This is a genomic window from Janthinobacterium sp. LS2A, assembly GCF_036543145.1.
GTDB classification, from domain to species: domain Bacteria; phylum Pseudomonadota; class Gammaproteobacteria; order Burkholderiales; family Burkholderiaceae_D; genus Janthinobacterium; species Janthinobacterium aestuarii.
Genome location: NZ_JAZHPB010000001.1, coordinates 719,713 through 739,954 on the forward strand (window position 1 = coordinate 719,713; position 20,242 = coordinate 739,954).

Annotated in this window: 24 protein-coding genes; 9 read left to right on the forward strand and 15 right to left on the reverse strand. The window is 62.3% G+C overall.

From position 1 onward, the window contains the following. The first annotated feature begins 153 nt into the window (after positions 1-153). From V3C40_RS03310 to V3C40_RS03330, 5 genes are all read left to right on the forward strand, one after another. Positions 154-2,517, forward strand: coding sequence for a TonB-dependent hemoglobin/transferrin/lactoferrin family receptor (locus V3C40_RS03310; RefSeq protein WP_331776503.1), 2,364 nt, complete (start codon positions 154-156; stop codon positions 2,515-2,517). Between the two features lie 63 nt (positions 2,518-2,580). Beyond that, positions 2,581-3,738: a hemin-degrading factor gene (locus V3C40_RS03315; RefSeq protein WP_331776504.1), complete on the forward strand. Its 1,158-nt coding sequence runs from the start codon at positions 2,581-2,583 to the stop codon at positions 3,736-3,738. A 270-nt stretch (positions 3,739-4,008) separates the two neighbouring features. Further along, positions 4,009-4,926, forward strand: a complete 918-nt coding sequence (locus V3C40_RS03320) for an alpha/beta fold hydrolase (RefSeq protein ID WP_331776505.1) — start codon at positions 4,009-4,011, stop codon at positions 4,924-4,926. Positions 4,927-4,963: 37 nt separating this feature from the next. Then, the gene (gene ldcA, locus V3C40_RS03325; RefSeq protein WP_331776506.1) at positions 4,964-5,881 is read left to right on the forward strand and encodes a muramoyltetrapeptide carboxypeptidase; all 918 of its coding nucleotides are present in this window, start codon (positions 4,964-4,966) and stop codon (positions 5,879-5,881) included. 5 nt (positions 5,882-5,886) lie between these two features. Beyond that, positions 5,887-7,068, forward strand: a complete 1,182-nt coding sequence (locus V3C40_RS03330; RefSeq protein ID WP_331776507.1) for a DUF418 domain-containing protein — start codon at positions 5,887-5,889, stop codon at positions 7,066-7,068. A 1-nt stretch (position 7,069) separates the two neighbouring features. On the opposite strand, the gene V3C40_RS03335 is transcribed toward V3C40_RS03330, so the two are convergent. After that, positions 7,070-7,783, reverse strand: a complete 714-nt coding sequence (locus V3C40_RS03335; protein ID WP_331776508.1) for an SOS response-associated peptidase — start codon at positions 7,781-7,783, stop codon at positions 7,070-7,072. 142 nt (positions 7,784-7,925) lie between these two features. On the opposite strand from V3C40_RS03335, the gene V3C40_RS03340 reads away from it, so the two are divergent. Next, entirely contained in the window at positions 7,926-8,147 is a 222-nt protein-coding gene (locus tag V3C40_RS03340; protein ID WP_331776509.1) for a hypothetical protein, read from the forward strand. Positions 8,148-8,154: 7 nt separating this feature from the next. Here V3C40_RS03340 and V3C40_RS03345 read toward each other — a convergent pair whose 3' ends face one another. The 11 genes from V3C40_RS03345 to V3C40_RS03395 all read right to left on the reverse strand — a co-directional run bounded on the left by V3C40_RS03345 (position 8,155) and on the right by V3C40_RS03395 (position 15,809). Next, a complete protein-coding gene (locus V3C40_RS03345; protein ID WP_331776510.1) occupies positions 8,155-8,400 on the reverse strand; it encodes a hypothetical protein in 246 nt (81 codons plus the stop codon). A 73-nt stretch (positions 8,401-8,473) separates the two neighbouring features. Then, positions 8,474-8,779: a hypothetical protein gene (locus V3C40_RS03350; protein WP_139089211.1), complete on the reverse strand. Its 306-nt coding sequence runs from the start codon at positions 8,777-8,779 to the stop codon at positions 8,474-8,476. Between the two features lie 233 nt (positions 8,780-9,012). After that, positions 9,013-9,219: a hypothetical protein gene (locus tag V3C40_RS03355; RefSeq protein ID WP_034756014.1), complete on the reverse strand. Its 207-nt coding sequence runs from the start codon at positions 9,217-9,219 to the stop codon at positions 9,013-9,015. Positions 9,220-9,306: 87 nt separating this feature from the next. Next, positions 9,307-9,876: a manganese efflux pump MntP gene (gene mntP / locus V3C40_RS03360; RefSeq protein ID WP_034756017.1), complete on the reverse strand. Its 570-nt coding sequence runs from the start codon at positions 9,874-9,876 to the stop codon at positions 9,307-9,309. A gap of 60 nt (positions 9,877-9,936) precedes the next feature. Beyond that, entirely contained in the window at positions 9,937-10,791 is an 855-nt protein-coding gene (locus tag V3C40_RS03365; RefSeq protein WP_331776511.1) for an undecaprenyl-diphosphate phosphatase, read from the reverse strand. Between the two features lie 110 nt (positions 10,792-10,901). Further along, positions 10,902-11,753 (reverse strand): alpha/beta hydrolase, encoded by an 852-nt coding sequence (locus tag V3C40_RS03370; RefSeq protein WP_331776512.1) that lies wholly within the window; start codon positions 11,751-11,753, stop codon positions 10,902-10,904. Positions 11,754-11,838: 85 nt separating this feature from the next. Continuing rightward, complete coding sequence (locus V3C40_RS03375; RefSeq protein WP_331776513.1) at positions 11,839-12,480, reverse strand: hypothetical protein; 642 nt, start codon at positions 12,478-12,480, stop codon at positions 11,839-11,841. A gap of 92 nt (positions 12,481-12,572) precedes the next feature. Further along, the gene (locus V3C40_RS03380; protein WP_331776514.1) at positions 12,573-12,905 is read right to left on the reverse strand and encodes a hypothetical protein; all 333 of its coding nucleotides are present in this window, start codon (positions 12,903-12,905) and stop codon (positions 12,573-12,575) included. A gap of 25 nt (positions 12,906-12,930) precedes the next feature. Beyond that, complete coding sequence (locus tag V3C40_RS03385; protein ID WP_219328964.1) at positions 12,931-13,611, reverse strand: hypothetical protein; 681 nt, start codon at positions 13,609-13,611, stop codon at positions 12,931-12,933. A gap of 97 nt (positions 13,612-13,708) precedes the next feature. Continuing rightward, positions 13,709-15,379: a DUF6138 family protein gene (locus V3C40_RS03390; RefSeq protein ID WP_331776515.1), complete on the reverse strand. Its 1,671-nt coding sequence runs from the start codon at positions 15,377-15,379 to the stop codon at positions 13,709-13,711. 112 nt (positions 15,380-15,491) lie between these two features. Further along, positions 15,492-15,809, reverse strand: coding sequence for a hypothetical protein (locus tag V3C40_RS03395; RefSeq protein ID WP_070302530.1), 318 nt, complete (start codon positions 15,807-15,809; stop codon positions 15,492-15,494). 173 nt (positions 15,810-15,982) lie between these two features. Here V3C40_RS03395 and V3C40_RS03400 point away from each other — a divergent pair, with 173 nt between their 5' ends. From V3C40_RS03400 to V3C40_RS03410, 3 genes are all read left to right on the forward strand, one after another. After that, positions 15,983-17,134: a sensor histidine kinase gene (locus V3C40_RS03400; RefSeq protein WP_331776516.1), complete on the forward strand. Its 1,152-nt coding sequence runs from the start codon at positions 15,983-15,985 to the stop codon at positions 17,132-17,134. A gap of 48 nt (positions 17,135-17,182) precedes the next feature. Continuing rightward, positions 17,183-17,440 carry a DUF1488 family protein gene (locus V3C40_RS03405; protein ID WP_034756033.1) on the forward strand — a complete coding sequence of 86 codons (258 nt, stop codon included), beginning with the start codon at positions 17,183-17,185 and terminating at the stop codon, positions 17,438-17,440. A gap of 304 nt (positions 17,441-17,744) precedes the next feature. Further along, positions 17,745-18,437 carry a DUF3334 family protein gene (locus V3C40_RS03410; RefSeq protein ID WP_034756036.1) on the forward strand — a complete coding sequence of 231 codons (693 nt, stop codon included), beginning with the start codon at positions 17,745-17,747 and terminating at the stop codon, positions 18,435-18,437. A 69-nt stretch (positions 18,438-18,506) separates the two neighbouring features. On the opposite strand, the gene V3C40_RS03415 is transcribed toward V3C40_RS03410, so the two are convergent. From V3C40_RS03415 to V3C40_RS03425, 3 genes are all read right to left on the reverse strand, one after another. Next, complete coding sequence (locus tag V3C40_RS03415; protein ID WP_331776517.1) at positions 18,507-18,953, reverse strand: GNAT family N-acetyltransferase; 447 nt, start codon at positions 18,951-18,953, stop codon at positions 18,507-18,509. A 65-nt stretch (positions 18,954-19,018) separates the two neighbouring features. Beyond that, positions 19,019-19,672, reverse strand: coding sequence for a hypothetical protein (locus V3C40_RS03420; protein WP_331776518.1), 654 nt, complete (start codon positions 19,670-19,672; stop codon positions 19,019-19,021). A 12-nt stretch (positions 19,673-19,684) separates the two neighbouring features. Beyond that, the gene (locus V3C40_RS03425; RefSeq protein WP_331776519.1) at positions 19,685-20,233 is read right to left on the reverse strand and encodes a DUF2939 domain-containing protein; all 549 of its coding nucleotides are present in this window, start codon (positions 20,231-20,233) and stop codon (positions 19,685-19,687) included. Between the last annotated feature and the right edge of the window lie 9 nt (positions 20,234-20,242).

A 20,242-nucleotide genomic window follows, 5' to 3' on the forward strand; every position in this document is an offset into this window, starting at 1 on the left:
ATAATTGTTGCGAAATAACATCTGTCTAGACCAATTGTCATTCTCAAATGAGAATGATTCGTGTTACAGTATTGTTTTCGCCAGCAAACTTCCCTTGCGCATCGTTATCGATCCGGGTTCAAGAGCCAGCCTTTACTCTTAGACCGGACCATCATGACTACTGTGCTTCCGCAGCGCACCGCTGCACCCGTCGTATCTTCAGCCCATCAGCCTGCCCGCCGCCACAACCTGGTGCTGCGCGCCGCCTTGCTGGGCCTGTTCGCAGCGCCGATGCTGCCTGCCGTTGCGCAAAATGCCGCCATCAACGCGGGCACGGCCGCCCAGGAACCGGCCAAGCTGCCGGTTTTCCCGGAAATCGTCGTGAACGCCAAGCAAGACTACGAACGCCGCGCCGGCACCAAGACGGTCGTCACGGCGGAAGACCTGGAGCGCCGCAATGTCACGGGGATGGGCGGCATCGTGCGTTATTTGCCATTGATCAGCGCGCCGGCAGCGGCTTCGGGCAGCGGCAGCGTGTGGGATGGTTCGGGCAACACTGGCTATAACATCCGCGGCCTGGAAGGCAACCGGGTCAGCCTGGACGTCGATGGCATTTCCTTGCCCGACGCGGCACCTAAGCCCGATGGCAATACCCTCAACGCCTTCGGCACGGGCCGTGATTATTTCGATCCTGAAACCTTCCGCGAAGTACGCATCGATTCGGGCACGACGGCCGTCAGCGGCGCCAGCCCTGGCCTGGGCGGTGGCGTGGCCTTTGTCACCAAGTCGCCCGAGGATTATCTGGGTGAAGGGCAAGACCATTACGTGGCCTATAAATACGGCCGCGCCACGGCCGACCGCAGCAATGCGCACACCCTGACGGGCGCCGCCAAGCTCGGCGCCAGCCTGCAAGGCCTGGCCGTGTACGTGCACCGCGATGGCGAGCAGCTTGACAGCCGCGGCAGCGCTACCGTCAATCCCGACGACTGGCATTCGAACGCCTTGCTGTCCAAGCTGGTGTGGACTTTGCCGGGCGAACAGAAGCTGGACTTGACGGTCGACATGTTCGAGCGCAAGAACAAGCGCGATCTGCGCAACAAGGTCAGCACGTATTATCCGACGGGCGTGCAGCAGGATTCCACCACCAAGCGCACGCGCGTCAGCCTGGGCCACGACGTGGTGCTCAAGGATTTCGCCCTGTTCGACCGCCTGACGTCGAAAGTGTATCTGCAGAATGCGAAAACCGATGACAAGACGCAAGGCCTCTACACCTTCGGCAGCCCGGCACAGCGTACCATCGACACCAGCTTCAAGAACGACAGCATCGGCCTGACGTCGGAAGCGTTCAAGCAGCTCAATGCGGACAACGCGCTGCTGTACGGCGTGCAGCTGGAACAGCTGAAAACGCGCCGTCCGTGGCGCGAAGACCGTGTCATCGTTGCCACCGGCCAGCATCAGATCACCAACAAGAACCGCATGGCCGACATGGAGACGACCAAGCTGGCACTGTATGTGCGCGACGATCTCAGTTTCAATCTGGCCGGCAAGAAAGCCGTGCTGACGCCGGGCTTGCGTGCCGACTACCGCAAGAACGAGCCGAAAAACCTGCAAAACTATGTGATCGCCGTGCCGAACGCGGCCAAGGAAGTGCGCAAGGAAAGCGACACGTATTTCACGCCGAGCCTGAGCCTGTCCGTGGAAGTGTTGCCGCAAATGAACGCGTATGCCACCTTCACGCGCGGCACGCGCCTGCCGACGGCGGCCGAGCGCACCGGTACCTACGATTCCTTCAGCTACACGGGCAGGGGGACGGGCTATGCCGTGCTGGGCAATGCGAATTTGCGCAAGGAAACCAGCCAGGCCTATGAACTGGGTTTGAAGGGCGACATCGTCAAGGGCTTGAGCATGCACGCGTCCGTCTACCAGACGGAATACAAGAACATGATCGAGTACGTGATGCAGGAAGATGATCCCGTGAACTATCCCACCATCGTGCAGGGTTTGTTCCGCCCGGAAAACATCGGCGACGCCCGTACCTGGGGCGGCGAGCTGACCCTGCGCGCGGAGCTGGGCGCCTGGGCGCCGGCCATGCAGGGTTATCGTGTCGACCTGGCCACGGGCGTGGCCAAGGGCCGCTCCTTCAATACCCGGACGGGCGAGAGCGGCGGCCTGGCCTCGGTGGCGCCAGCCAAGACGGCGCTGACCTTCGGTTACGACCACGGCAACATGCTGTTCGGCCTGGAACTGACGGCGCTGCATGCCGGCGAGAAGCAGGCGCCGAACGACTTGCTGATGGGCACGACCGCGCCGCGCTTCAAGGTGCCGTCGTACACCATCTTCGACTTGTCGACTTACTGGAACGTGCACAAGAACGCGAAGATCGTCGTCGGCGTGTACAACTTGACGGATCGCAAGTACTGGGATTACGCCGCTTCGCGCAGCCTGTCCGCCGGCACCACGGCCGCCAGCCGTGCCGAGATCGAGCGCTACGCCAAGCCGGGCCGCAACGTCGCCGCCAGCCTCAGCCTGAACTTCTAAATTTTTTACCGGGGAGGGGTGCTTGCCCCTCTGTTTTTCCATGTTTGATTGAATGGTCTTTCTATGAAGTTATCCAAACTCGTTCTATCCCTGCTAGGCAGCCTGCTGATCGCAAACGCATACGCGGCCCCAGCCACTTTGGCGGAACGCTGGTCCACCTTGCGCACGGAACAGCCGAAGCTGCAGATCCGCGACGCGGCGCGCGCGCTGGGTGTGTCCGAAGCACAATTGCTGGCAAGCAATATCGGCAAAGGCGTCACGCGCCTGCAGGCCGACGGTAACCAGCCGCGTGAAATCATGCGCGCCGCGCTGGACCTGGGCACCGTGCAAGCGATCACGCGCAATGAAAACGGCGTCATCGAAACGACGGGCGTCGCCAGCAAGTTCAAGCAGGCGGGCGACAAGTCGGAACAGGCCGACGCCAAGCAAGACCCGGAAACGGAAGCGCGCCAGCGCAATATCGCGGGCGGCTACCTGGGCGGCCAGATCGACCTGCGTTTCCACTTTGAAAACTGGAAATATGCATTTGCCGTGGAACAAGCGGGCCGCGATGGCAAGCCGACGCGCAGCCTGCAATTCTTTGACGCCAACGGCACGGCCGTGCACAAGGTCTACCTGCGCAACGAGCCTGGCGTGGCCGTCTACGACAAGCTGGTGGCGACGTTCCGCATGCCTCAGCAAAGTGCCGAGCTGAACGTGCTGGCCGTGGCGCCCAAGGCCGCTGAAAAGCCGGACGCCGAAATCGACGTCAAGGAATTCCAGCTGGCGTGGAAAGACATGACGGACGTGCACCAGTTTGCGCAAATCATGCGCGAATTCCATCTGTCGCGCGAACAGGCGCTGCGCCTGGCGCCGGCCGGCGTGGTCGAGCGCGTGACGCCGGAAGCGCTGCGCACCCTGCTGGAAAGCGCGGCCAAGGACAAGGTCGCCATCATGGTGTTCCTGGGCAATGAGGGCTTGACGCAGATCTACAGCGGCAAGATCGAAAAAACCATGGCCGCCGGCGGCTTCTTCAATGTGCTGGACCCGGACTTCAACCTGCACATCCGCGACACGGCCCTGCGCAGCGGCTGGGTCGTCAAGCGCGGCGGCGTCACTTCCGTCGAATTCTTCGACAAGGAAGGCACGCAAGTGGTCTCCTTCTTCGGCGTGCGCGAGCGCGGCAAACCGCAGCCGCAAGCGTGGGTGGATCTGGCTGACAGCCTGCCAAAGGAAAAATAATGTTTTTTGCAAGTTGATGAGTATCAGCACGTGACAGAACCGTAGCGAGCGGAAGCGAATTGTGGTCGAGAAGCGCAACCGTACTTTAGGTACGGTGAGCATCGCAGGCCGCAAGTCGCGACGCGCAGCAGGTTCTGTCATGTGCAAGCAGAGCAACACTTCAGTGTGAGTGCCGCGTGCCGGTCTCATGTCTGAAGCACAATAGTGGTATGCTGGTTGCAAGGCCGCAGCGATCGTGCCTGCGTGCTGGTTCCTGTAAGAGAGGCAATCATGGCAACCATCATGGCGAACGGCCTCAACATAGCTTATGAAAGCCACGGCGACCCCAACGATCCGTGCGTGCTGCTGATCATGGGCCTGGGCATGCAACTGATTGCCTGGCCGGCGGACTTCGTCGAAGGCATCGTCGAGCAAGGTTTTCACGTGCTACGTTTCGACAACCGCGACAGCGGCCTGTCGAGCAAGATGGCGCTGGCGGGCAAACCGTATCTGCCGCTGGCCTACGTGAAAAACTTGCTGGGCTGGCCCCTCAAAACTTCCTACACCTTGAATGACATGGCGGACGATGCGCTCGGTTTGCTGGCGGCCCTGCGCATTGCGCAAGCGCACGTGATCGGCGTGTCGATGGGCGGCATGATCGCGCAAGTGATGGCGGCGCGCGCGCCGCTGCAGGTGCTCAGCCTGACGTCCATCATGTCGAGCAGCGGCCGGCGCGGCTTGCCCGGCCCCACGCGGGCCGCGCGCAATGCGCTATTGCAACGTCCGAAGCGCAATGCCAGCCGCGCCGAACTGATGGCGCACATGGCGGCCACCGTGCGCGTCATCGGCAGCCCCGCCTATCCCGTGTCGGAAAAGCTGCTGTACCAGCGCATCGAGGCGGCGCTGCAGCGCGGCAGTTGCCCGGAAGGCGTGGCGCGGCAGATGGTGGCGATCGCCGCCTCGGGCGAGCGCACGGCCTTGTTGCCGAGCATCAGTTGCCCGGCGCTGGTGATCCATGGCGCGGCCGACCCCCTGATCCCCGTCGCCTGCGGCATCGATACGGCGGCGCTGATCCCGGGCGCCCGGCTTGAGGTGATCGAAGGCATGGGGCACGACATGCCGCCCCAGCTGATCGAGCGCCTGCTTGCCTTGATCGATGTGCATCTGCAAGGTAAGATGGCGCCCCAGATGCGCTCCCAGCCAGCCTAGGCGAAGCGCACCCACCACTTGACTAGCCAGGCATATTTTGAAGACACCTGAGATTGGCATCGCCATCGTCGCGCCGGGCGGTTATGCGCCCGACGCGGCGGCCTTGGCGCGCGGCATCGCCCGCTTGCAGGCGCAAGGCGCCACCGTCCATAATTACTACGACCCCGACCACACATTCCAGCGCTTCGGCGGCACGGATGCGGGCCGCCTGGCGCAGCTGAACGCGGCTGCTGCCGACCCGGACGTGCAAGTGGTGATCGCCTTGCGCGGCAGCTACGGCATCAGCCGCATCCTGCCCGACATCGACTTTACCGCCATGGCCGATAGCCGTAAACTGTTTGTCGGCTACAGCGACTTCACGGCCTTCCACATGGGCTTGATGGCGAAAACGGGTCGCGCCAGCTTTGCCGGCCCCATGATCTGCGACGATTTCATCCGCGACGAGCCCGAGCAATTTACGCTCGACCAACTGTGGTCGTGCCTGGCCGGCCCTACGCACACGGTCACGGGCACGGCGGCGGGCAATCCGCAGGTCGCGCTGCAAGGCAAGCTGTGGGGCGGCAATCTGGCCATGCTGGTCCACTTGCTTGGCACGCCGTATTTCCCCGAGATCGATGGCGGCATTTTGTTCCTGGAAGACGTCAACGAACACCCATACCGGGTCGAACGCATGCTGCTGCAATTGCTGCACGCGGGTGTGATTGGCCGCCAGCAAGCCGTGGTACTCGGCGATTTTTCCGCCTATAAATTGAGTCCGATGGACAATGGCTACGATTTCGACGCCATGCTGGCCTACGTGCGCGAACGCGTGCCCGTGCCCGTGCTGACGGGGCTCGAGTTCGGCCATATCCGCCGCCGTGTTACCTTGCCGTTCGGCGGCCACGCGCGCCTGCAATCGGATGCGTCCGGCTTCAGCCTGCAAGTGACCGATTACCCAACCCTGGCGCGCCCCTGAACGCCATGAGCGCCAAGCCCGGCAGGCTGCTGCAGCTCGACGTGCTGCGCGGCATCGCCGTGTTTGGCATCCTGCTGGTGAATATCTGGGGCTTTGCCTGGGGCACCTTGTCCCTGCGCTACGGTACCTTGCCGGCGCAGCCGCCCGTGCTGGATCAGCTCGTCATTTTCGGCGTGGCGGCGCTGGCGCAATTCAAGTTCTATCCCATCTTCGCCTTTTTGTTCGGCGCCGGCTTTGCCCTGCAGACACGTTCCCTGCAACGCCAGCTGGGCAGCTGGGAGCAGGCGCAAGCGGCCTATCGGCGCCGTTTGCGCTGGCTGCTCGTGTTTGGCTTGCTGCATGGTTTCCTTATCTGGAGCGGCGACGTGCTGACTTCGTATGCGGTGGCCGGCATGCTGATCCTGCCGCTAGCAGCGGCCAAACTGAGCCGCATACGCAACCGCGCCTGGCTGGTGGCCGCCGGTTTTCTGCTGTTCATGTGCTTGCTCATTCCCGTGGGCCAGCAGGGCGGTGCGCCGGACATTGCGCGCGACCTGCAAGGTTTTGCGGAGCGTTACGCCATCTACACGCAGGGCAATGTGCTGGCCGTGGCCAGACTGCGCGCCAACGATTTCCTCGTTTCCCTGCTGTACGCCATCGTCATGCTGCCGCACATCATCGTGCTGTTCCTGCTGGGCATCCTGTCCGCGCGCCTGGGCTGGCTGACGCAGCCGCAGCGCCACCAGCTGCTGTGGCGCCGCGTGTGCGCCGTGGGACTGGGTGTGGGCTTGCCGTTCAACCTGCTGGCGGCGGGCGCCGTCGCGTGGCAGGTGGCCGATCCGTATCAAACCGTGTTCGACACGGCCCTGTTCGAAGTGGGCCTGTTCGCCGGCGGCCCCGTGCTGGCGGCCGGCTATGTGGCGGCGCTGATGCTGGCCGGTCCTTTCATGCTGCGCTGGCTAGCGGTATGGCTGGCGCCCGTGGGACGCATGGCGCTCAGCAATTATCTGCTGCAATCGCTGATCGGCACCTGGCTGCTGCAGGGATCGGGCCTGGGCTGGGGCGCAACACTGCGTCCGGCCGAGATGCTGGGACTGGCCGTGCTGATCATGGCAGGGCAGGTGCTGCTGAGCCGCTACTGGCTGCGACATTTCCGCCAGGGGCCGATGGAAGCGCTGTGGCGCCGTCTGGCGCGATTGCCCGCCTGAGTTAGTCGCCCCAGTCGAACGCGCCTTGCGCCGCGGCCGGTGGCGGCGGCTTGGGTTTGGCCGATGGCACGAGCGGATTATCGACGGCATGCCATTCGAACAGCTCCTCGTCGAGCATGCAGGTGCGCGCCAGGTGCAGCGCCTGCTCCGGTGTCAAAGCGGGGTCGAGCCAGCGGTGCGCGTCTTCCAGGCTGACGGCCACGGGCCGGCGGTCGTGGATGTCGACCATGCCGCCGAGGCTGTCGGCCGTCACCAGCACGAAACCCGCTTCTTCGCGGCTGTGCTTGTACGGCCCGAACTGGGCCAGCGCCAGCAGGAACAGGGGCGCGCGGTCCTTGCGGTGGATGTGCCACGGCTGTTTGCTGCCTTTTTCTCCCGTCCACTCATACCAGCCGTCCACGCAGACGATGCCGCGTCCCGCGCGCAGCAGGGGCTTCCAGTAGGACCCGGCGAGTTTTTCCAGGCGGGCATTGATGGCGATGGGGATTTTTTTCTTGCCGGGCGCGGGCACGGCTTGCGCGGCCCAGGCGGGGCGGTAGCCCCAGAAGACATCGTCGACCCTGTGCACGCCATCCTGGATATGCAGCACGGGCCGGTAAGTGCCAGGCGACACGTTCAGGTGCGGTTCGGCCTCGCTGTCGAACACCGCGTCGGTCCAGCCGAATGATGACGCCAGCTCGGGCGCCGTGCCATTTTGATCGAGTCGTCCACACATGCTGAAATCATACCTGATTGCCGGGCGCCGAGAGGCAGGCGCGTGCGTGCTTTCTGTGTGTGATCAAACGTACAGACTGCTTACGCGCGCGGGCGCACAGTGAGGTCTGTCAGGTCCCTGACGCTCTCGCCTCGGAGGAAATATGTCTTTTGAAAATCCCACCATCCACAAAGGTTTTATCATCAGCGCCACGGCCAGCCAGCGCCGCGATGGTCGCTGGGTAGGTTCGTATGTCAGCCAGAACCAGGCGTGCGGCGCCTATGCGGATACCTGCGACTATGAAGATTGCAGCAATGAAAAAGAAGCGCAGCAACTGGCCTTGTCGATCGGCTGGCGCCTGGCCGATGGCGTGCCGGCACGCTGAGGCGGCCTTAGCGCTTGCCCCGCAAGGCCAGCAACAGGCCGGCGAACGGCAGCAGCAGGGCGGCGCCCAGGCGTACGGAGGTCAGCGATGCGGTCTCCACGCCCAGCACATGGGGCAAGGCCAGCAGTAGCAGGGGTGCGGGAACGGCAATTGCGAAGAAAAACAGATACCAAGAGTAGCCGTTTTTCTTGGCCAGCAAGGCGATCAGCGCGCAGCCGACGAGAAAGACCAGCGGTAAATTCACAAATTCCATGGTGTTGAGTTTTCATCCGGGAAAGCGCGTCATTATACGCACGGTCCCGAATGACCGGATGGGCTTGCCCGTGTCAGTTGCCGACGAAATCCGGCGGCTGCGACGCCTGTTTTCCAGCCAGTTGAGCATCGGCCGGCAGCAAGGCCTTGATGGCGCCGTTATAGATGAGTTCCTGCGCATACGCCGATGCCTCGATCAGGGCCGCATGCACGGACTTGAAACTGCTCGGCGTTTCTATCAATACGGGCTTGGCATACACCTGCTGCGTATCGCCGCGCTTGCTGATCAAAATCATGCCCCGGTAGCGCCCATCCTTCTCCAGCGCCCCCGCCACATGAAATTCATAGCCCCTGATCTGGTGTTTTTGTCCCTGATCCATGTCTCCCGCCTCCAGACCTGATTGTCATGGCTTTGGACTATCCATTCGATTGGAACGGTTGAGTGTTTGATTTGAATCAATACGTTCACAGAAAAGCTTTAACGAGCGTATCGACGTTTGCCGCAAGCGTAGCGAGCGGAGGGGATGTGTGGCTGAGAAGCGCAACCGCACTGAAGTGCGGTGAGCATCGCCAGCCGCAAGGCGCCCCGCGCAGTAGCTTGCGGCAGCCGTCATCACCCAGCGCGAATGGCGCGGATCTGCTGGGCCGTTTCCTCAATCTCCCGATAGGCTTCCTGGATATAGCCATTGATCGGGTGCCCATCCATCCACTCGAAATAGGCGCGCTCGTCATGTTTGATGGCAAAAGGAACGTGGTGGTCGCGTATCGATTCGGCCGTTTCGCGCACCAGCGAGGCAAAAAGCAGCTCAATAGTTTCCATGATGGTCACCTTGTGAGACAGGAATGCAGAGCATTGAATGTAGCACAAAGCGCGCCGCCGGGGCCGCGCGCATCGGTTGTCCGGACCTCAGGCCGGATGGCCAATATGCTCGTACAGGATCACGCAGCCGATGACGATCAGCACGAGGCCGCCCACCAGTTCGGCACGCCGGCCCGCCACCGTGCCCAGCACGCGGCCCAGCATCACGCCCAGGGTCACCATGACGAAGGTGGAAAAGCCGATGGCGGCGGCTGTGACGACAATATTCGCACCCAGCAAGGCCAGGCCCGCGCCCACGACCATGGCGTCGATGCTGGTCGCCAGACCGGTGACGGCCAGTACCCAGAACGAGTGCGACTGGGCCGGCGCTTCCTCCTCGTCGCTATCGCTCAAGGCATTGCGTATCATCAGCAAGCCAATGATGCCCAGCAGGCTGAAGGCGATCCAGTGGTCCCACGCTTCCACGTAGGGCGCCGCCACGCTGCCCAGGGCCCAGCCGATGATGGGCGTGATGGCTTCGATGACGCCAAAAATCAGGCCCGTGCGCAGCGCCTCGCGCCATTGCGGCTTGTGCAGGGCGGCGCCCTTGCCCACGGCGGCCGCGAAGGCATCGGTGGACATGGCAAGCGAGAGGGCGGCGGTGGCGGCGAAATTCATCGTTGGCTTTCAGTAGAACCTGGCTGGGATGGGTAGTTGCAAACTATAAACCCGGCGATTTTACCCTACGTACAGCACCACCAAGGAGGCCAGCAGGCAATACGCGCCAAAGAAATGCCAGCGCCCCTGTTCCAGCCAGCGCGACAGCCAGCGCAGGGCCAGCAAGCCGGCCAGGAACGACAGCAGCATGCCCAGCAGGCTGGGGCCGAGCAGATGCAGCAGGCTGTTGCCGTGTTCCAGATGGTCCAGGCTGCCATTTGCCACGGCTTGGTAAAAGCGCCAGCCTTCCTTGACCAGCACGGCCGGCGTCAGCACGACGGCCAGGGCGAAGCTGAATTCTTCGGCGCGGCGCTGCGGCACGCCCATGGCGATGCCGGCGGAAATGGTGGCGCCCGAGCGGGAAAATCCCCGGAAGGGCAGGCACAGGCCTTGCACGGCGCCGATCACCATCGCCTTGCCGATGGACAAGGTGCCATGCTGGCGCGCTTGCTGGCGTGAGGACACAATGATCAGTACGCCGGCGGCGGCCAGCGCGGCGGCCATCAGTTTCGCGTTGCCGAACAGGTGTTCGATTTCAAAGCCGGGCGCATCCTTGCTCATGACGTGCGTAATGCCCTTCAGCAAGCCAAAGCCGACAATGCCCGTCAGGGCCGTGGCTGCTGCAAGCAGCAGGACATTGCTGCGAAAGGCGCTGGCCGAACTGAAATACGTGGCGCGCCAGGATGTCCAGAAATACACGATGACGGCGAACATGGTGCCCGTGTGCAGCATCACCAGCAGCATGGTCAGCTCCGGCGACGTGGGATCCAGCCCCATCAATTTCTCCGCCATGATGACGTGGGCGGAGCTGGACACGGGCAGCAGCTCGGCGAAGCCCTGGACGATGGAAAGAATAAATAGTTGAAGAAAACTCATGGGTATCGGTAATCGTGCGGGGAAAGAAGGGCCGCCGATTTTACCCGCCCGATGTGGCGGGCAAGCCCCGCGCCAGATTACAGTTTGTCCATGTCTTGCTGCCCGGCCGCTTATTGCGGTTTGAACACGGCGCGGAAAGCCTTCAGGGCTGCCGGGTGATAGATCGTGCCATGGGTTTCTTCTGGCATTTTTTCCACATGCCATTGCAAGCCGGGCGGCGCCTGTTTCTCCAGCACGTCGGCCAGGCGCTGCACTTCGATGGCGATGCCTGACTCGCTGCTCGACGCCAGGTACAGGCTGCGCTTGCCTGGTTTGCCCTTGGCCAGCAAGGCTGCCGCTTCGCGCGGCAGGGCGCCGCGATTCCACCACAGGCTGGGGTCGAATGCCAGGTAATGGTCGAACAGCTGCGGTTCCATCAGATACGTTTCCACGACGAACAGGCCCGCCAGCGATTCGCCGACGATGGCCGTTTCGCCCGTCGTGCGGTAGCGGCGCGCAATTTCCGGCATCAGTTCATCGCGGATGAAGGCCCGGTAGGCGGACGCGCCGCCCACCACGGGGGCGATCTTGCGGTCTTCCACGCTGTCCGTCGGCCCCGTCAAGTCGCGCCGGCGCTGCGTGTTTTGCATGCCGACCAGCATGAAGGGGCGCATCGTGCCATTCGCTACCGACACTTGCAGCAAGCCGGCCACGTGCAGGAAATCTTCCGCAACGCCGCCGTCCGGCATGTACAGCACGGGCAGCGGTGCATCGGGCGCTGTATCCCAGGCGCGCGCCATGTACACATTGATGTGGCGCTTTTCCTGCAGCGCCTGCGAATCGATGTTGAAACTTTCACCGATGATGAGCGGCGTGGCCGCGCTGGAGGCCGCGGTAACGGCGGGCGCGGCAGTGGCGAGATGGAAGGGGCTGGACAGCAGCAGGGCGGCGGTGAGGTGCAGTGCAAGGCAGGGGCGGCGCATGTTTTCCTGTGATAAGAGTTGGATCGATGGCATGTACTCGTATGGACATGCCATCGGGCGATTCTATCTTATCTTTGATGCAGCATTACTTGATCGTCAAGAGTTGCCGCTCGCGCACGATGCCGGCCTTGTCGAGCGTGTAGGCAATCAGCAGCGCGCCATCCTCGGCGCAGGCATGGCAGGTCATCAGGGGCGTGGAAAACAGCAGGCGCTGGCCGCCATCGTCCGTGGCCGTGCTGCCGACGAAATCGCCGGGCGCAAACGGGACGGAGTCCGGATGGGCGGCGGCAAACGCGCGCCAGGCCGGCGTGGCGCGGTCTTCCTCGCGCACGGAACCTTCGTCGACGTCGATGGCCGCGCCATCGCTGCCGATCAGCAAGGTGCCTTCATTCGTGTTGGCGCGAAACGGATAGGTGACGGTGGCCAGAGCCGCCTTGCCCAGCGGACGCCAGGCCGAGATGAAGCCCGCCTTGTTTGCCTTGACCAGCATCCTGGCCGCGGCGATGGCTTGCGGACGCGCGCCGCTGCGCTGCATGGTGCGCAGCAGGCAGACGTCGGGCGCCGTCGGTGATTGTTCGCTGCGGCAAGCCGACAGCGAGCGTTCCTGCCAGACGACGCGCGCGTCGATGGGGCCGATGGGCAGGAGGCTGGCCGCCTGCGCGGCCGCCAAGTTGGATAAGGCCAGCACGGCGCAGCAAAATACGTGGCGGAAAAATCGTGTGGGCATGGGCGTCTTTCAATAGCGGAAACAAGAGAGCTTGCGATTATAGAAGGGGGCTGGCGTTCTTGCGTGCACGGAACGGCCAGCTTGCGCCCCGGTCAGCGCTTTTTTGCCGCCGCCTGGCGCAAGGCCTTGGCTTCCTGCTTGTTGGGGATGTGCGGGCGCGTGGCCAGCTCGGCCTTGACGGCGGCGATGGCGGCGCCGAACAGCTGTTCGGCCTGCTCGACGCTGGCGCCCGCATAGTGTTGCTGGTTGGACTGGGCGGCACGCAGCCGGCGCAGCAGCGCCAGCAATTGCTTGCCGTTCAGGGCGTGCAGATCTTGCGCCAGCACTTGCGCGCCCAGCGTGACCTCCACATGCTCGGGGGCGAGCATGCGCAGCAAGGCCAAGCCTGCGGGCTGGGCGACTGGGGTCAGTTTGGGCTTGTCCATCGGCAGTGTATAGCTCCGTGAAAGATTACAGGTATTCCCAGATCTCATCGAAGGTTTCGCGCGCGAAATCGTTGCGCCAGGCTTCCGAGTTCTTTTCGCGGCTGACGGCAAACACGGCGCGCCATGTCTGCTTTGGCGAGCTCGTGTAGGTTGCGGCGATCTTTTGCAGGCCGGCCGTGCATTGCTCGACCTTGCAGCCGCTCTTCGCCAGTTGCTGGGCGGCAGGCGCCCATGCCACGGGCACCTTGACGACCTGGCATTCGAAGCTGACGGCCGTCGTTTGCATGCCGTTTTGCACCGTCACGGGGTCCGCCTTCGTGGCCTGGCACACGGCGCCATTCTTGGCGGCGATGACATTGGCGGCCAGCAGTTCGGCGGCCGGCGTGACGGCTGCGCGCATGTCGGCGGGGAACAGGTCGGCGATCAGCTTGCCTGTTTGCGTTGGAAACTGGGCGTCCGCTGCCTTCAGGGCGCTGTACGACGCGTATTCGGCGCTTTGATGGCCCGCCAGGCGCGTGGGGCGCAGGTAGGCGTTGAGTTTGGCGACGCTGGCTTCATCCTGGTTGATGATGGTCTTGATATACAGGTCGGCGACGGCCAGCGGCGCCAGTTCGACGGCCGTGGGTTCAGCCGCCATGGCGGGCTGCATCAGCGCGGCGGCGAGGGTGGCGGCCAGCAGTCTGGCGGCAGGAAATGGCTTGTGCATGTGTTTTCTCCATGATTCAATGTCTGGCGCCAAAAGATGCTTTGTGGAAATTTCGGCGCCCGCATTATAGATGGTGAAAGTCATAACGTTGCACACTTCAGGCGTGCGCCTTGCTGGCCGCTTCAAGCAAGGCCAGCAGCAGCTCCTTGCGCCGGCCTTGCGCCTTGCGCGCCAGTGCCGCCAGTTTTTCCAGTTTGCCCCAGACGGGATACAGCATGTGCTCGACCAGATAGCCGTCCAGCCCTTGCAGTTGCTGGCAGAACAGGTCCAATTTTTCCACCTCCTCCAGTTCCGCCTGGATCTTGACCTTTGCGTTATCCGTGCATGCGCGCAGGCACGCCGCCAGCACGGGAGCGGAGTCGCGCGTGATGCCGTGTTGTTCGGCAAAGGCCGCCGTGAACTGGTCCTGCACGGACTGGTGTTCCTCGTCGACGTTGGCCATGTAGTGCTGCACGAGCGGGAAATAGCGGGCATCGAGCAAGCCCAGCCCAAACACGGCATAGCTGCCGGGCATGCAATTCTTTTCGCCTTCCGTGTCGGCATAGAATTCGAATTGCTCGATGGCGGCGCGCGCATACGCTTCCAGTTGCGGCCGCAGGGACGCATGGGCGAGGGCGTTGGCAAAGAAGCGGTGCGTATCGGATTTCGCCAGTCCCTTGATCGGCAAATATGCCTTGGCCTTGGATTTGAGCTTGATCTGATAGCTTTTCGGAAAGCCGGCTTGCAGCAAATGCGTGATGAAGGCCAGCGCCTGCGCATACGCGCCTTCTTCTTCCTGCGTGATGGTGATGTTGATCGTGGCAAACACATCGTTGGCGCGGCATTCCAGCAGCGTATTTTTTACGTGGATGTCGGCATCGGGGAAGGTGCCGCTGCCTTCCTTGAGCATGCGCACGGCCCGTTCGCTGCCCAGCTCGCGCGCGATTTCCAGGAATGTGAGGCCGGTCGATTTGGCATAGCTCGGTTCGTGACGCAAGATCATCACAGCGCCATACAGCAGCAGGTCGATCGCTGGCAGCGCTTGCGCATCGGGCGCCGTGTCCGCTTTCAAGGTGTACTCCGCGCTGCGGTAGCTTGATTTCTGCACATCATAAAATCGCGGCAGGAACTGTTTTTCCGCCCACGCCGACACGGCCCGGATGATATCGCCGCGATGTTCGGTCAGTGCCTGCGGGCGTGACTTGTTCAGCTGCTCGATGCGTTCGAATTGCGCGATCGTCCAGGCGATATCGGGCTGCGGAAACAGCTGGGGATCGAGCAGGTGGCGCGTCAGGAAGAAGGTTTCCAGCTTTTTCGTCGGCCTGCTGCCATGCGTGAGCTTTTGTTCGATATACGCATGTATGTTTTTCAGCAAGGCCTGGCGCTTGCCGTCGTTGACGTGTTCCAGCAAGGTCAGGTGCAGCTTGCCCTGCGCCGTCTGGAACTTTCCGCGCAAGGTGAAGCGGTAGTCGATCATCGGCGTGTCCACCAGCGGCGCCAGGCGGGCTTGCACCAGCGCCACCAACTGTGGCGCGATCAAGTCACGCACTTGCGCATCATCAAGGCGCGCCGGCGTCCGGGGACGCACGTCGTCGCCGAAGCCCAGGTCGATTTCATCGGCAGTGGTGCGGCCCGGTTTGTAGTCGAGTAATAAATCATTGAAGACACCCATCTGCAAGGTGGTCCGGTTCACAGCGTCTTCCAGGTCCGTGCGCTGCAGGCGCTCATCGAACCAGGCGTGGATGGCCGTCGTCATTTCTTGTGTTGCCTGCTCTAACAGTGTGCTCATTGACTTCCTTGCATTGCGCGCGGCAGCGCCACCGGTTGCCGTCACGATCATGTTTAATATAAAGCATTATTTTAGGTGGCCGGACCTGATCGCAACAAGGGCCGCACGGTTGTCAGGAGGGGGCGGTGAGGAAGCGCTCGTCGATTTCATCGGACTGCGGTCCCACGGTGATCGTGGTATGCCAGCCGGAAGGCTTGTCGTTGCCATCAAACAAAGCTATGCGCGTGTGGACGAACAGGACCGAATACACGCCGGATTTCATGTCGCGGTTCAAGTCCCAGTGCATGAGTTCGATCGCTTCGCCCATGCGCGGCAGATGGGCGCCTGGCGGCAGCAGGATGTTTTGATTGATGAATTCCCTGCTCGGGCCCGGTTCCTTGTGGCGCGGATCGATGTAGCGGAACGAGACGCTGGTAACGATGTTGCTCATGCATGGCTCCTGCCTGGTGATGTGTCCGATGACAATAGCATATGGGGATGCCGGATGCGTCCTGTGCGCAACGATATGCGGGTAAACAACTATGTTCGGTAACAGACGGTGGCTTGCGTGTGCTACCGGTAGTCTTGGTTGCTTGTCAGTCATTATAGATAGCAGGAAACAGCATGATGCATTTATTCCTAGCGGATAATCGCGCCGAGCTTGAGCGCCGTTGCCGTGAAAAAGTCGCCAAGAGGCCCTTGCGCTTGCCGAGCGAGCGTCAGTTGCAACATGGCGTTCCCATCTTTCTCGATCAGCTGATCCGTACCCTGAGGGCGGAAGAAGCAGGCAAGATAGCGCAAAGCCTGGCCATTTCCGGCCCCGCCGATGGCAGTGCGAAAGGCACATCGGAACTGGCCCACAGTGCCGCGACGCACGGCGGGCAATTGCTGGCGCTCGGCTATTCCGTCAGCCAGGTCGTACACGACTACGGCGACCTGTGCCAGGCTGTCAGCGACCTTGCCGTGGTCATGGAGGAGCAATTCTCCGTCGAGGAATTCAGGACGCTGAACCGTTGCCTCGACAACGGCATCGCCGAAGCCGTGTCCGAATTTATCCAGCGGCGCGATGTGCTGATCGCTGACGAACAGGCATTGGCACTGAGCCAGCGCATCGGCTACCTGGGCCATGAACTGCGCAATCACCTGGGAACGGCCAGCCTCGCCGTCGCCGCGCTCAAGCACGGTGGCATGGGTCTGTCGGGCGCGACTGGCGCCGTGCTCGACCGCAGTCTGGTGGGTTTGCGCACCCTGATTGACCGTTCCCTGGCGGACGTGCGGGTCGAGGCGGGCCTGACCTTGCAACGTTCGTTTTTTTTCTTGAACAACTTCATTAGTGAACTGAGCTATTCGGCTCGCCTGGAAGCGGACTTGCTACGCTGCACCCTGGTCGTGGAAGAGGTCGCCCCCTTGCTGCGGCTCAATGCGGACAAGGATTTGCTGCTCTCCGCCGTGGGGAACCTGCTGCAGAATGCCTTCATGTTCGGCGCGCGGAATGGCACCGTGGTTCTGCGCGCGTATGCCAGCGGCGAGCGGCTCAAGATCGAGGTGGAGGACAACGGCGCCGGCCTGTCGCCAGAGGCGGCGGATGACATGTTTCTGCCATTTACGCAAGGCGGCGCGAACAATAGCGGCCCGGGATTAAGCCTGTCGATTGTCCGGCGCAGCGTGGAGGCGAATGACGGCGTGTTGAGCGTGGAAAGCGTCCTTGGTCATGGCTGCGTCTTCATCATCGACCTGCCACGGTATGCCGATCCTGCCGCCCCGTTCACCACATGAACGGGCGCGCCCGGCCAGCGCATGCGGCCTACCGCAGGGAGAGAGACCATGCCTTATGAAATCCTGCGCGACAGCATCGCGCTCGAGCAGGCGGGTGACGCCATCCGCTTCCATTTGTCCGTCTTCGGGGCGGAAAAGACCTGCCGCATCACCGTCACGGCATTGCACAGCCTGGACCAGGGGCAGGGCGGCGACTTGCTGGCCATCTTCGACACTCACCGCCTGCGCATCGGCCAGCGTGCCTTCTCCTACCTGAGCCGCGATCTGCTGGTCAGCGGCGTGGTGTTGCGCGCACTTGATTTCTAGTCACTTTTTCCTGCGACCATGCCCGTGACCTGGCCAGGTATGGTATTTCCGCACAGATCGTCAAGTAAATGCAGGTATGGCTGGACGGAAATGTTACATCTCGGTATTCTGCGCATGATACTTATTTCTATACAGAAAAAGGTAAGAGGGCGGTTCGGGCCGGCGGCAACGCGGCGCGCGCTGCCACGCAAGGTCAGGCATGCAAAGGTGAAGTCGTCCGCTTGCTGAGCGAAACGGTCGTGTTTCGGCTCGCGGCGGGCAGGGAACAGTGCTGTCATCTTTAAAATAGTAGGAGAGGTTGCTCATGGATGCAGAAAAGGATGTTGTGTACGGTACAGAAGATTTGTTGATGAGTTTGTGCAACTCGGTGGTTCGGGTGCTCAACGTTGCAACGCAAAGCAAGGTCAATTATTCGGGCATGGTGCAGCGCATCACCAAGACGGGCCTGAAGCCGGACATCGGCTGCTTCGTGATGTTCGATGGCGGTTTCACGGGCCTGGTCGTGCTCAATTTTGCCGCCGATACGGCGATGGAAATCTACGAGCGCTACATGTTGCACATGGGTATGCCGAAGTCGGAGCTGGCCAGCTTCTACACGTCGGACGAAGTGTCGAACATCATGGGCGAGCTGATGAACCAGATCGTGGGCGACTTTACGGGCAAGGTACGCCGCGAGCTGCAAACGAACATCACCCAGAGCCAGCCGAAGATGCTGGTGCTGAACAAGCAGGTGATGCTCAGCGTCGACACGCCGCTGGACCGCCCGGAAATGCGTCGCGTCACTTTCTACACGGAAAAGAACAATATTTTCTACCTGGAACTGGCGATCGACCGTACCGAGTTCATCAAGCTGCACGATTTCGATTCGCGCGAAGTCGACGCCGACTCGCTGATGGATGGCGAATTCGCGAACCGCGAACGTAACGCCGCCCCCGCACCTGCGGCGGAACCGGAAGACGACGACAACGCCGATCTGCTCAAGTCGCTGGGCATGTAAGCAGCGCTTGTTGACCGTGGTTGACAGTGGCTGGTGGCAGCGTTGCCGCCAGCCATTACTGTTTACAGCCTACAAGGTCTTGCTCATGAATACCCGGCTCGTCCCTTCTGGACTGCAGGCAATGTCGGCGAAGCGGCGCCAGCCGCGGCGCTCGTAAAATTCGGGCGCCTGGAAACTGATGGTGTACAGCACCGCCGAGCCGCAGCCGCGCCGGCGTCCTTCTTCTTCGAACTGCCCCAGTATCTGGCTGCCCAGGCCCAAGCCTCGCAAGGCGGCGGGCAAGTAAAACAAATCGAGAAACAGCAGGCCCAGCGAGGTCCGGCCCATGGCGCCGCCCAGCACCCGCTGGCTGTCGCGGTCGCGCACGACCACGCTCAATACCTGCCTGTCCTGGTATCCCGTGATCGCATCGTTATAGGCGTTCAAGCCCTCGAGGATGGTTTGTTCGACCTCCGCGTCGATCGTGGCGCTGACACAGATGGTGTAGGGTAATTCGCTGAGCGGGTGTGCAGGCATGCTGGGCAGGCAAATAGTAAATAACTGTATAAATATACAGTATTTTGACTATTTTCGCCCGCTTATTATTGCAACGTCAATGTGTCCATGCGGCGCTTGCCGACCATGCCGCCTTGCTGGCTGTCGTCGAGCGACCAGTACTCAAGCGCATACGCATAGCTGCCATCGATGATGGTCAGCGTTTCCTTCTGGCGGCCGTTGGGCGCCTTGTAGTACAGGCGCCGCGCGGGCCTGCCATCCACCGTCTGCTTGAACGATTGCGCCGCCATGCTGGCGCGCTTGCCCGTCTTGCCCGCCATCGACATCGCCGTGATCGTCACGTAGGCCCGGTCCGGGCAGCGGGCCAGCAGGTGGGCGCCGCTGAGGACGGTGGGCTGCGCTGGATCGAGCGGGAAACCGAACGGTTGCACGCCGACGATATCCTGGCATCCCATCTGTCGCGCCAGGCCGGTCAGCGTTGCCGGATCGAGCGCGCTCGTATGGTGTTTTTCAGCGGCCTGCGCCTGTCCCAATGCCAGGCGGCGCTCCAGTTCGGCTAGCGAGATGTCGCTGGGCACGGGCAGCAGGGCGGGGGCGTCATGATCGGCGGCCGTGGATGTTTCCGCCCGCATGCGCGAGGTGACAGAATGGCTGCTCCCGGTCGTGCCATCGAGGGCATGGGCGAGTGGCGTGGCGCTGGCAAGGGCGATTGCCAGCGATAAAGCTGGGTGTTTCAGCATGAAATTTCCCGGTTAACGTGCAGCCATCGCCGACGCAATCTCGATCGAACTCAGTTTCCAGCCCCACACGCCATGGCGCAGCAGGACCAGCGCGCCGTCCTGTGCATTGCCATTTTTCGCGCGCACGACGAAGGTGTTCACACCGGCGTAGCCTGCCGAATACTCGGCCTTTTTCTGCGCGCCGTCGGCGGGCGTATCCGCGTTCGTATTCGCATCCGCCTGCGGGCTGATGGCGCTCTTGTTGACCAGCGCGACGACACCTGCGGGCGAGACCATGGTGTCGACCATCTTGCCCAGCATGGCGCTGGCGATCGACTGGCCCAGCACGGCCAGCGGGTTGTCGCTGCCGGCGGTCGCCGCGATGCTGCGCGCCATGCTGGCCTCCAGTTGTGTCTTGACGCTGGCGCGCAGGGCGGGGAAGTCCACGTGTTCAGCCAGGGCGTCGGCATTGCGTTCGGCCAGCGCGGTCTTGATCTGGTGCAAGGCATAGTAGGGCGAAGCGTAGGCGGTGACAGCGAGGGCAGCGGCGGCCACGGCGGCGGCGATGGTGATTTTTTTCAAGTGATGCCT

Excerpts from the sequence above, each read along its gene's own strand:
- V3C40_RS03315 (WP_331776504.1), top strand. The coding sequence starts at position 2,581 with ATGAAGTTATCCAAACTCGTTCTATCCCTGCTAGGCAGCCTGCTGATC.
- mntP (WP_034756017.1), bottom strand. The coding sequence starts at position 9,876 with ATGAATTTCGCCGCCACCGCCGCCCTCTCGCTTGCCATGTCCACCGAT.
- V3C40_RS03330 (WP_331776507.1), top strand. The coding sequence starts at position 5,887 with ATGAGCGCCAAGCCCGGCAGGCTGCTGCAGCTCGACGTGCTGCGCGGC.
- V3C40_RS03400 (WP_331776516.1), top strand. The coding sequence starts at position 15,983 with ATGATGCATTTATTCCTAGCGGATAATCGCGCCGAGCTTGAGCGCCGT.
- V3C40_RS03375 (WP_331776513.1), bottom strand. The coding sequence starts at position 12,480 with ATGCCCACACGATTTTTCCGCCACGTATTTTGCTGCGCCGTGCTGGCC.
- V3C40_RS03420 (WP_331776518.1), bottom strand. The coding sequence starts at position 19,672 with ATGCTGAAACACCCAGCTTTATCGCTGGCAATCGCCCTTGCCAGCGCC.
- V3C40_RS03350 (WP_139089211.1), bottom strand. The coding sequence starts at position 8,779 with ATGGATCAGGGACAAAAACACCAGATCAGGGGCTATGAATTTCATGTG.
- V3C40_RS03370 (WP_331776512.1), bottom strand. The coding sequence starts at position 11,753 with ATGCGCCGCCCCTGCCTTGCACTGCACCTCACCGCCGCCCTGCTGCTG.
- V3C40_RS03355 (WP_034756014.1), bottom strand. The coding sequence starts at position 9,219 with ATGGAAACTATTGAGCTGCTTTTTGCCTCGCTGGTGCGCGAAACGGCC.
- V3C40_RS03390 (WP_331776515.1), bottom strand. The coding sequence starts at position 15,379 with ATGAGCACACTGTTAGAGCAGGCAACACAAGAAATGACGACGGCCATC.
- V3C40_RS03415 (WP_331776517.1), bottom strand. The coding sequence starts at position 18,953 with ATGCCTGCACACCCGCTCAGCGAATTACCCTACACCATCTGTGTCAGC.
- V3C40_RS03340 (WP_331776509.1), top strand. The coding sequence starts at position 7,926 with ATGTCTTTTGAAAATCCCACCATCCACAAAGGTTTTATCATCAGCGCC.
- V3C40_RS03320 (WP_331776505.1), top strand. The coding sequence starts at position 4,009 with ATGGCAACCATCATGGCGAACGGCCTCAACATAGCTTATGAAAGCCAC.
- V3C40_RS03405 (WP_034756033.1), top strand. The coding sequence starts at position 17,183 with ATGCCTTATGAAATCCTGCGCGACAGCATCGCGCTCGAGCAGGCGGGT.
- V3C40_RS03310 (WP_331776503.1), top strand. The coding sequence starts at position 154 with ATGACTACTGTGCTTCCGCAGCGCACCGCTGCACCCGTCGTATCTTCA.
- V3C40_RS03410 (WP_034756036.1), top strand. The coding sequence starts at position 17,745 with ATGGATGCAGAAAAGGATGTTGTGTACGGTACAGAAGATTTGTTGATG.
- V3C40_RS03365 (WP_331776511.1), bottom strand. The coding sequence starts at position 10,791 with ATGAGTTTTCTTCAACTATTTATTCTTTCCATCGTCCAGGGCTTCGCC.
- V3C40_RS03385 (WP_219328964.1), bottom strand. The coding sequence starts at position 13,611 with ATGCACAAGCCATTTCCTGCCGCCAGACTGCTGGCCGCCACCCTCGCC.
- V3C40_RS03395 (WP_070302530.1), bottom strand. The coding sequence starts at position 15,809 with ATGAGCAACATCGTTACCAGCGTCTCGTTCCGCTACATCGATCCGCGC.
- V3C40_RS03335 (WP_331776508.1), bottom strand. The coding sequence starts at position 7,783 with ATGTGTGGACGACTCGATCAAAATGGCACGGCGCCCGAGCTGGCGTCA.
- V3C40_RS03380 (WP_331776514.1), bottom strand. The coding sequence starts at position 12,905 with ATGGACAAGCCCAAACTGACCCCAGTCGCCCAGCCCGCAGGCTTGGCC.
- V3C40_RS03345 (WP_331776510.1), bottom strand. The coding sequence starts at position 8,400 with ATGGAATTTGTGAATTTACCGCTGGTCTTTCTCGTCGGCTGCGCGCTG.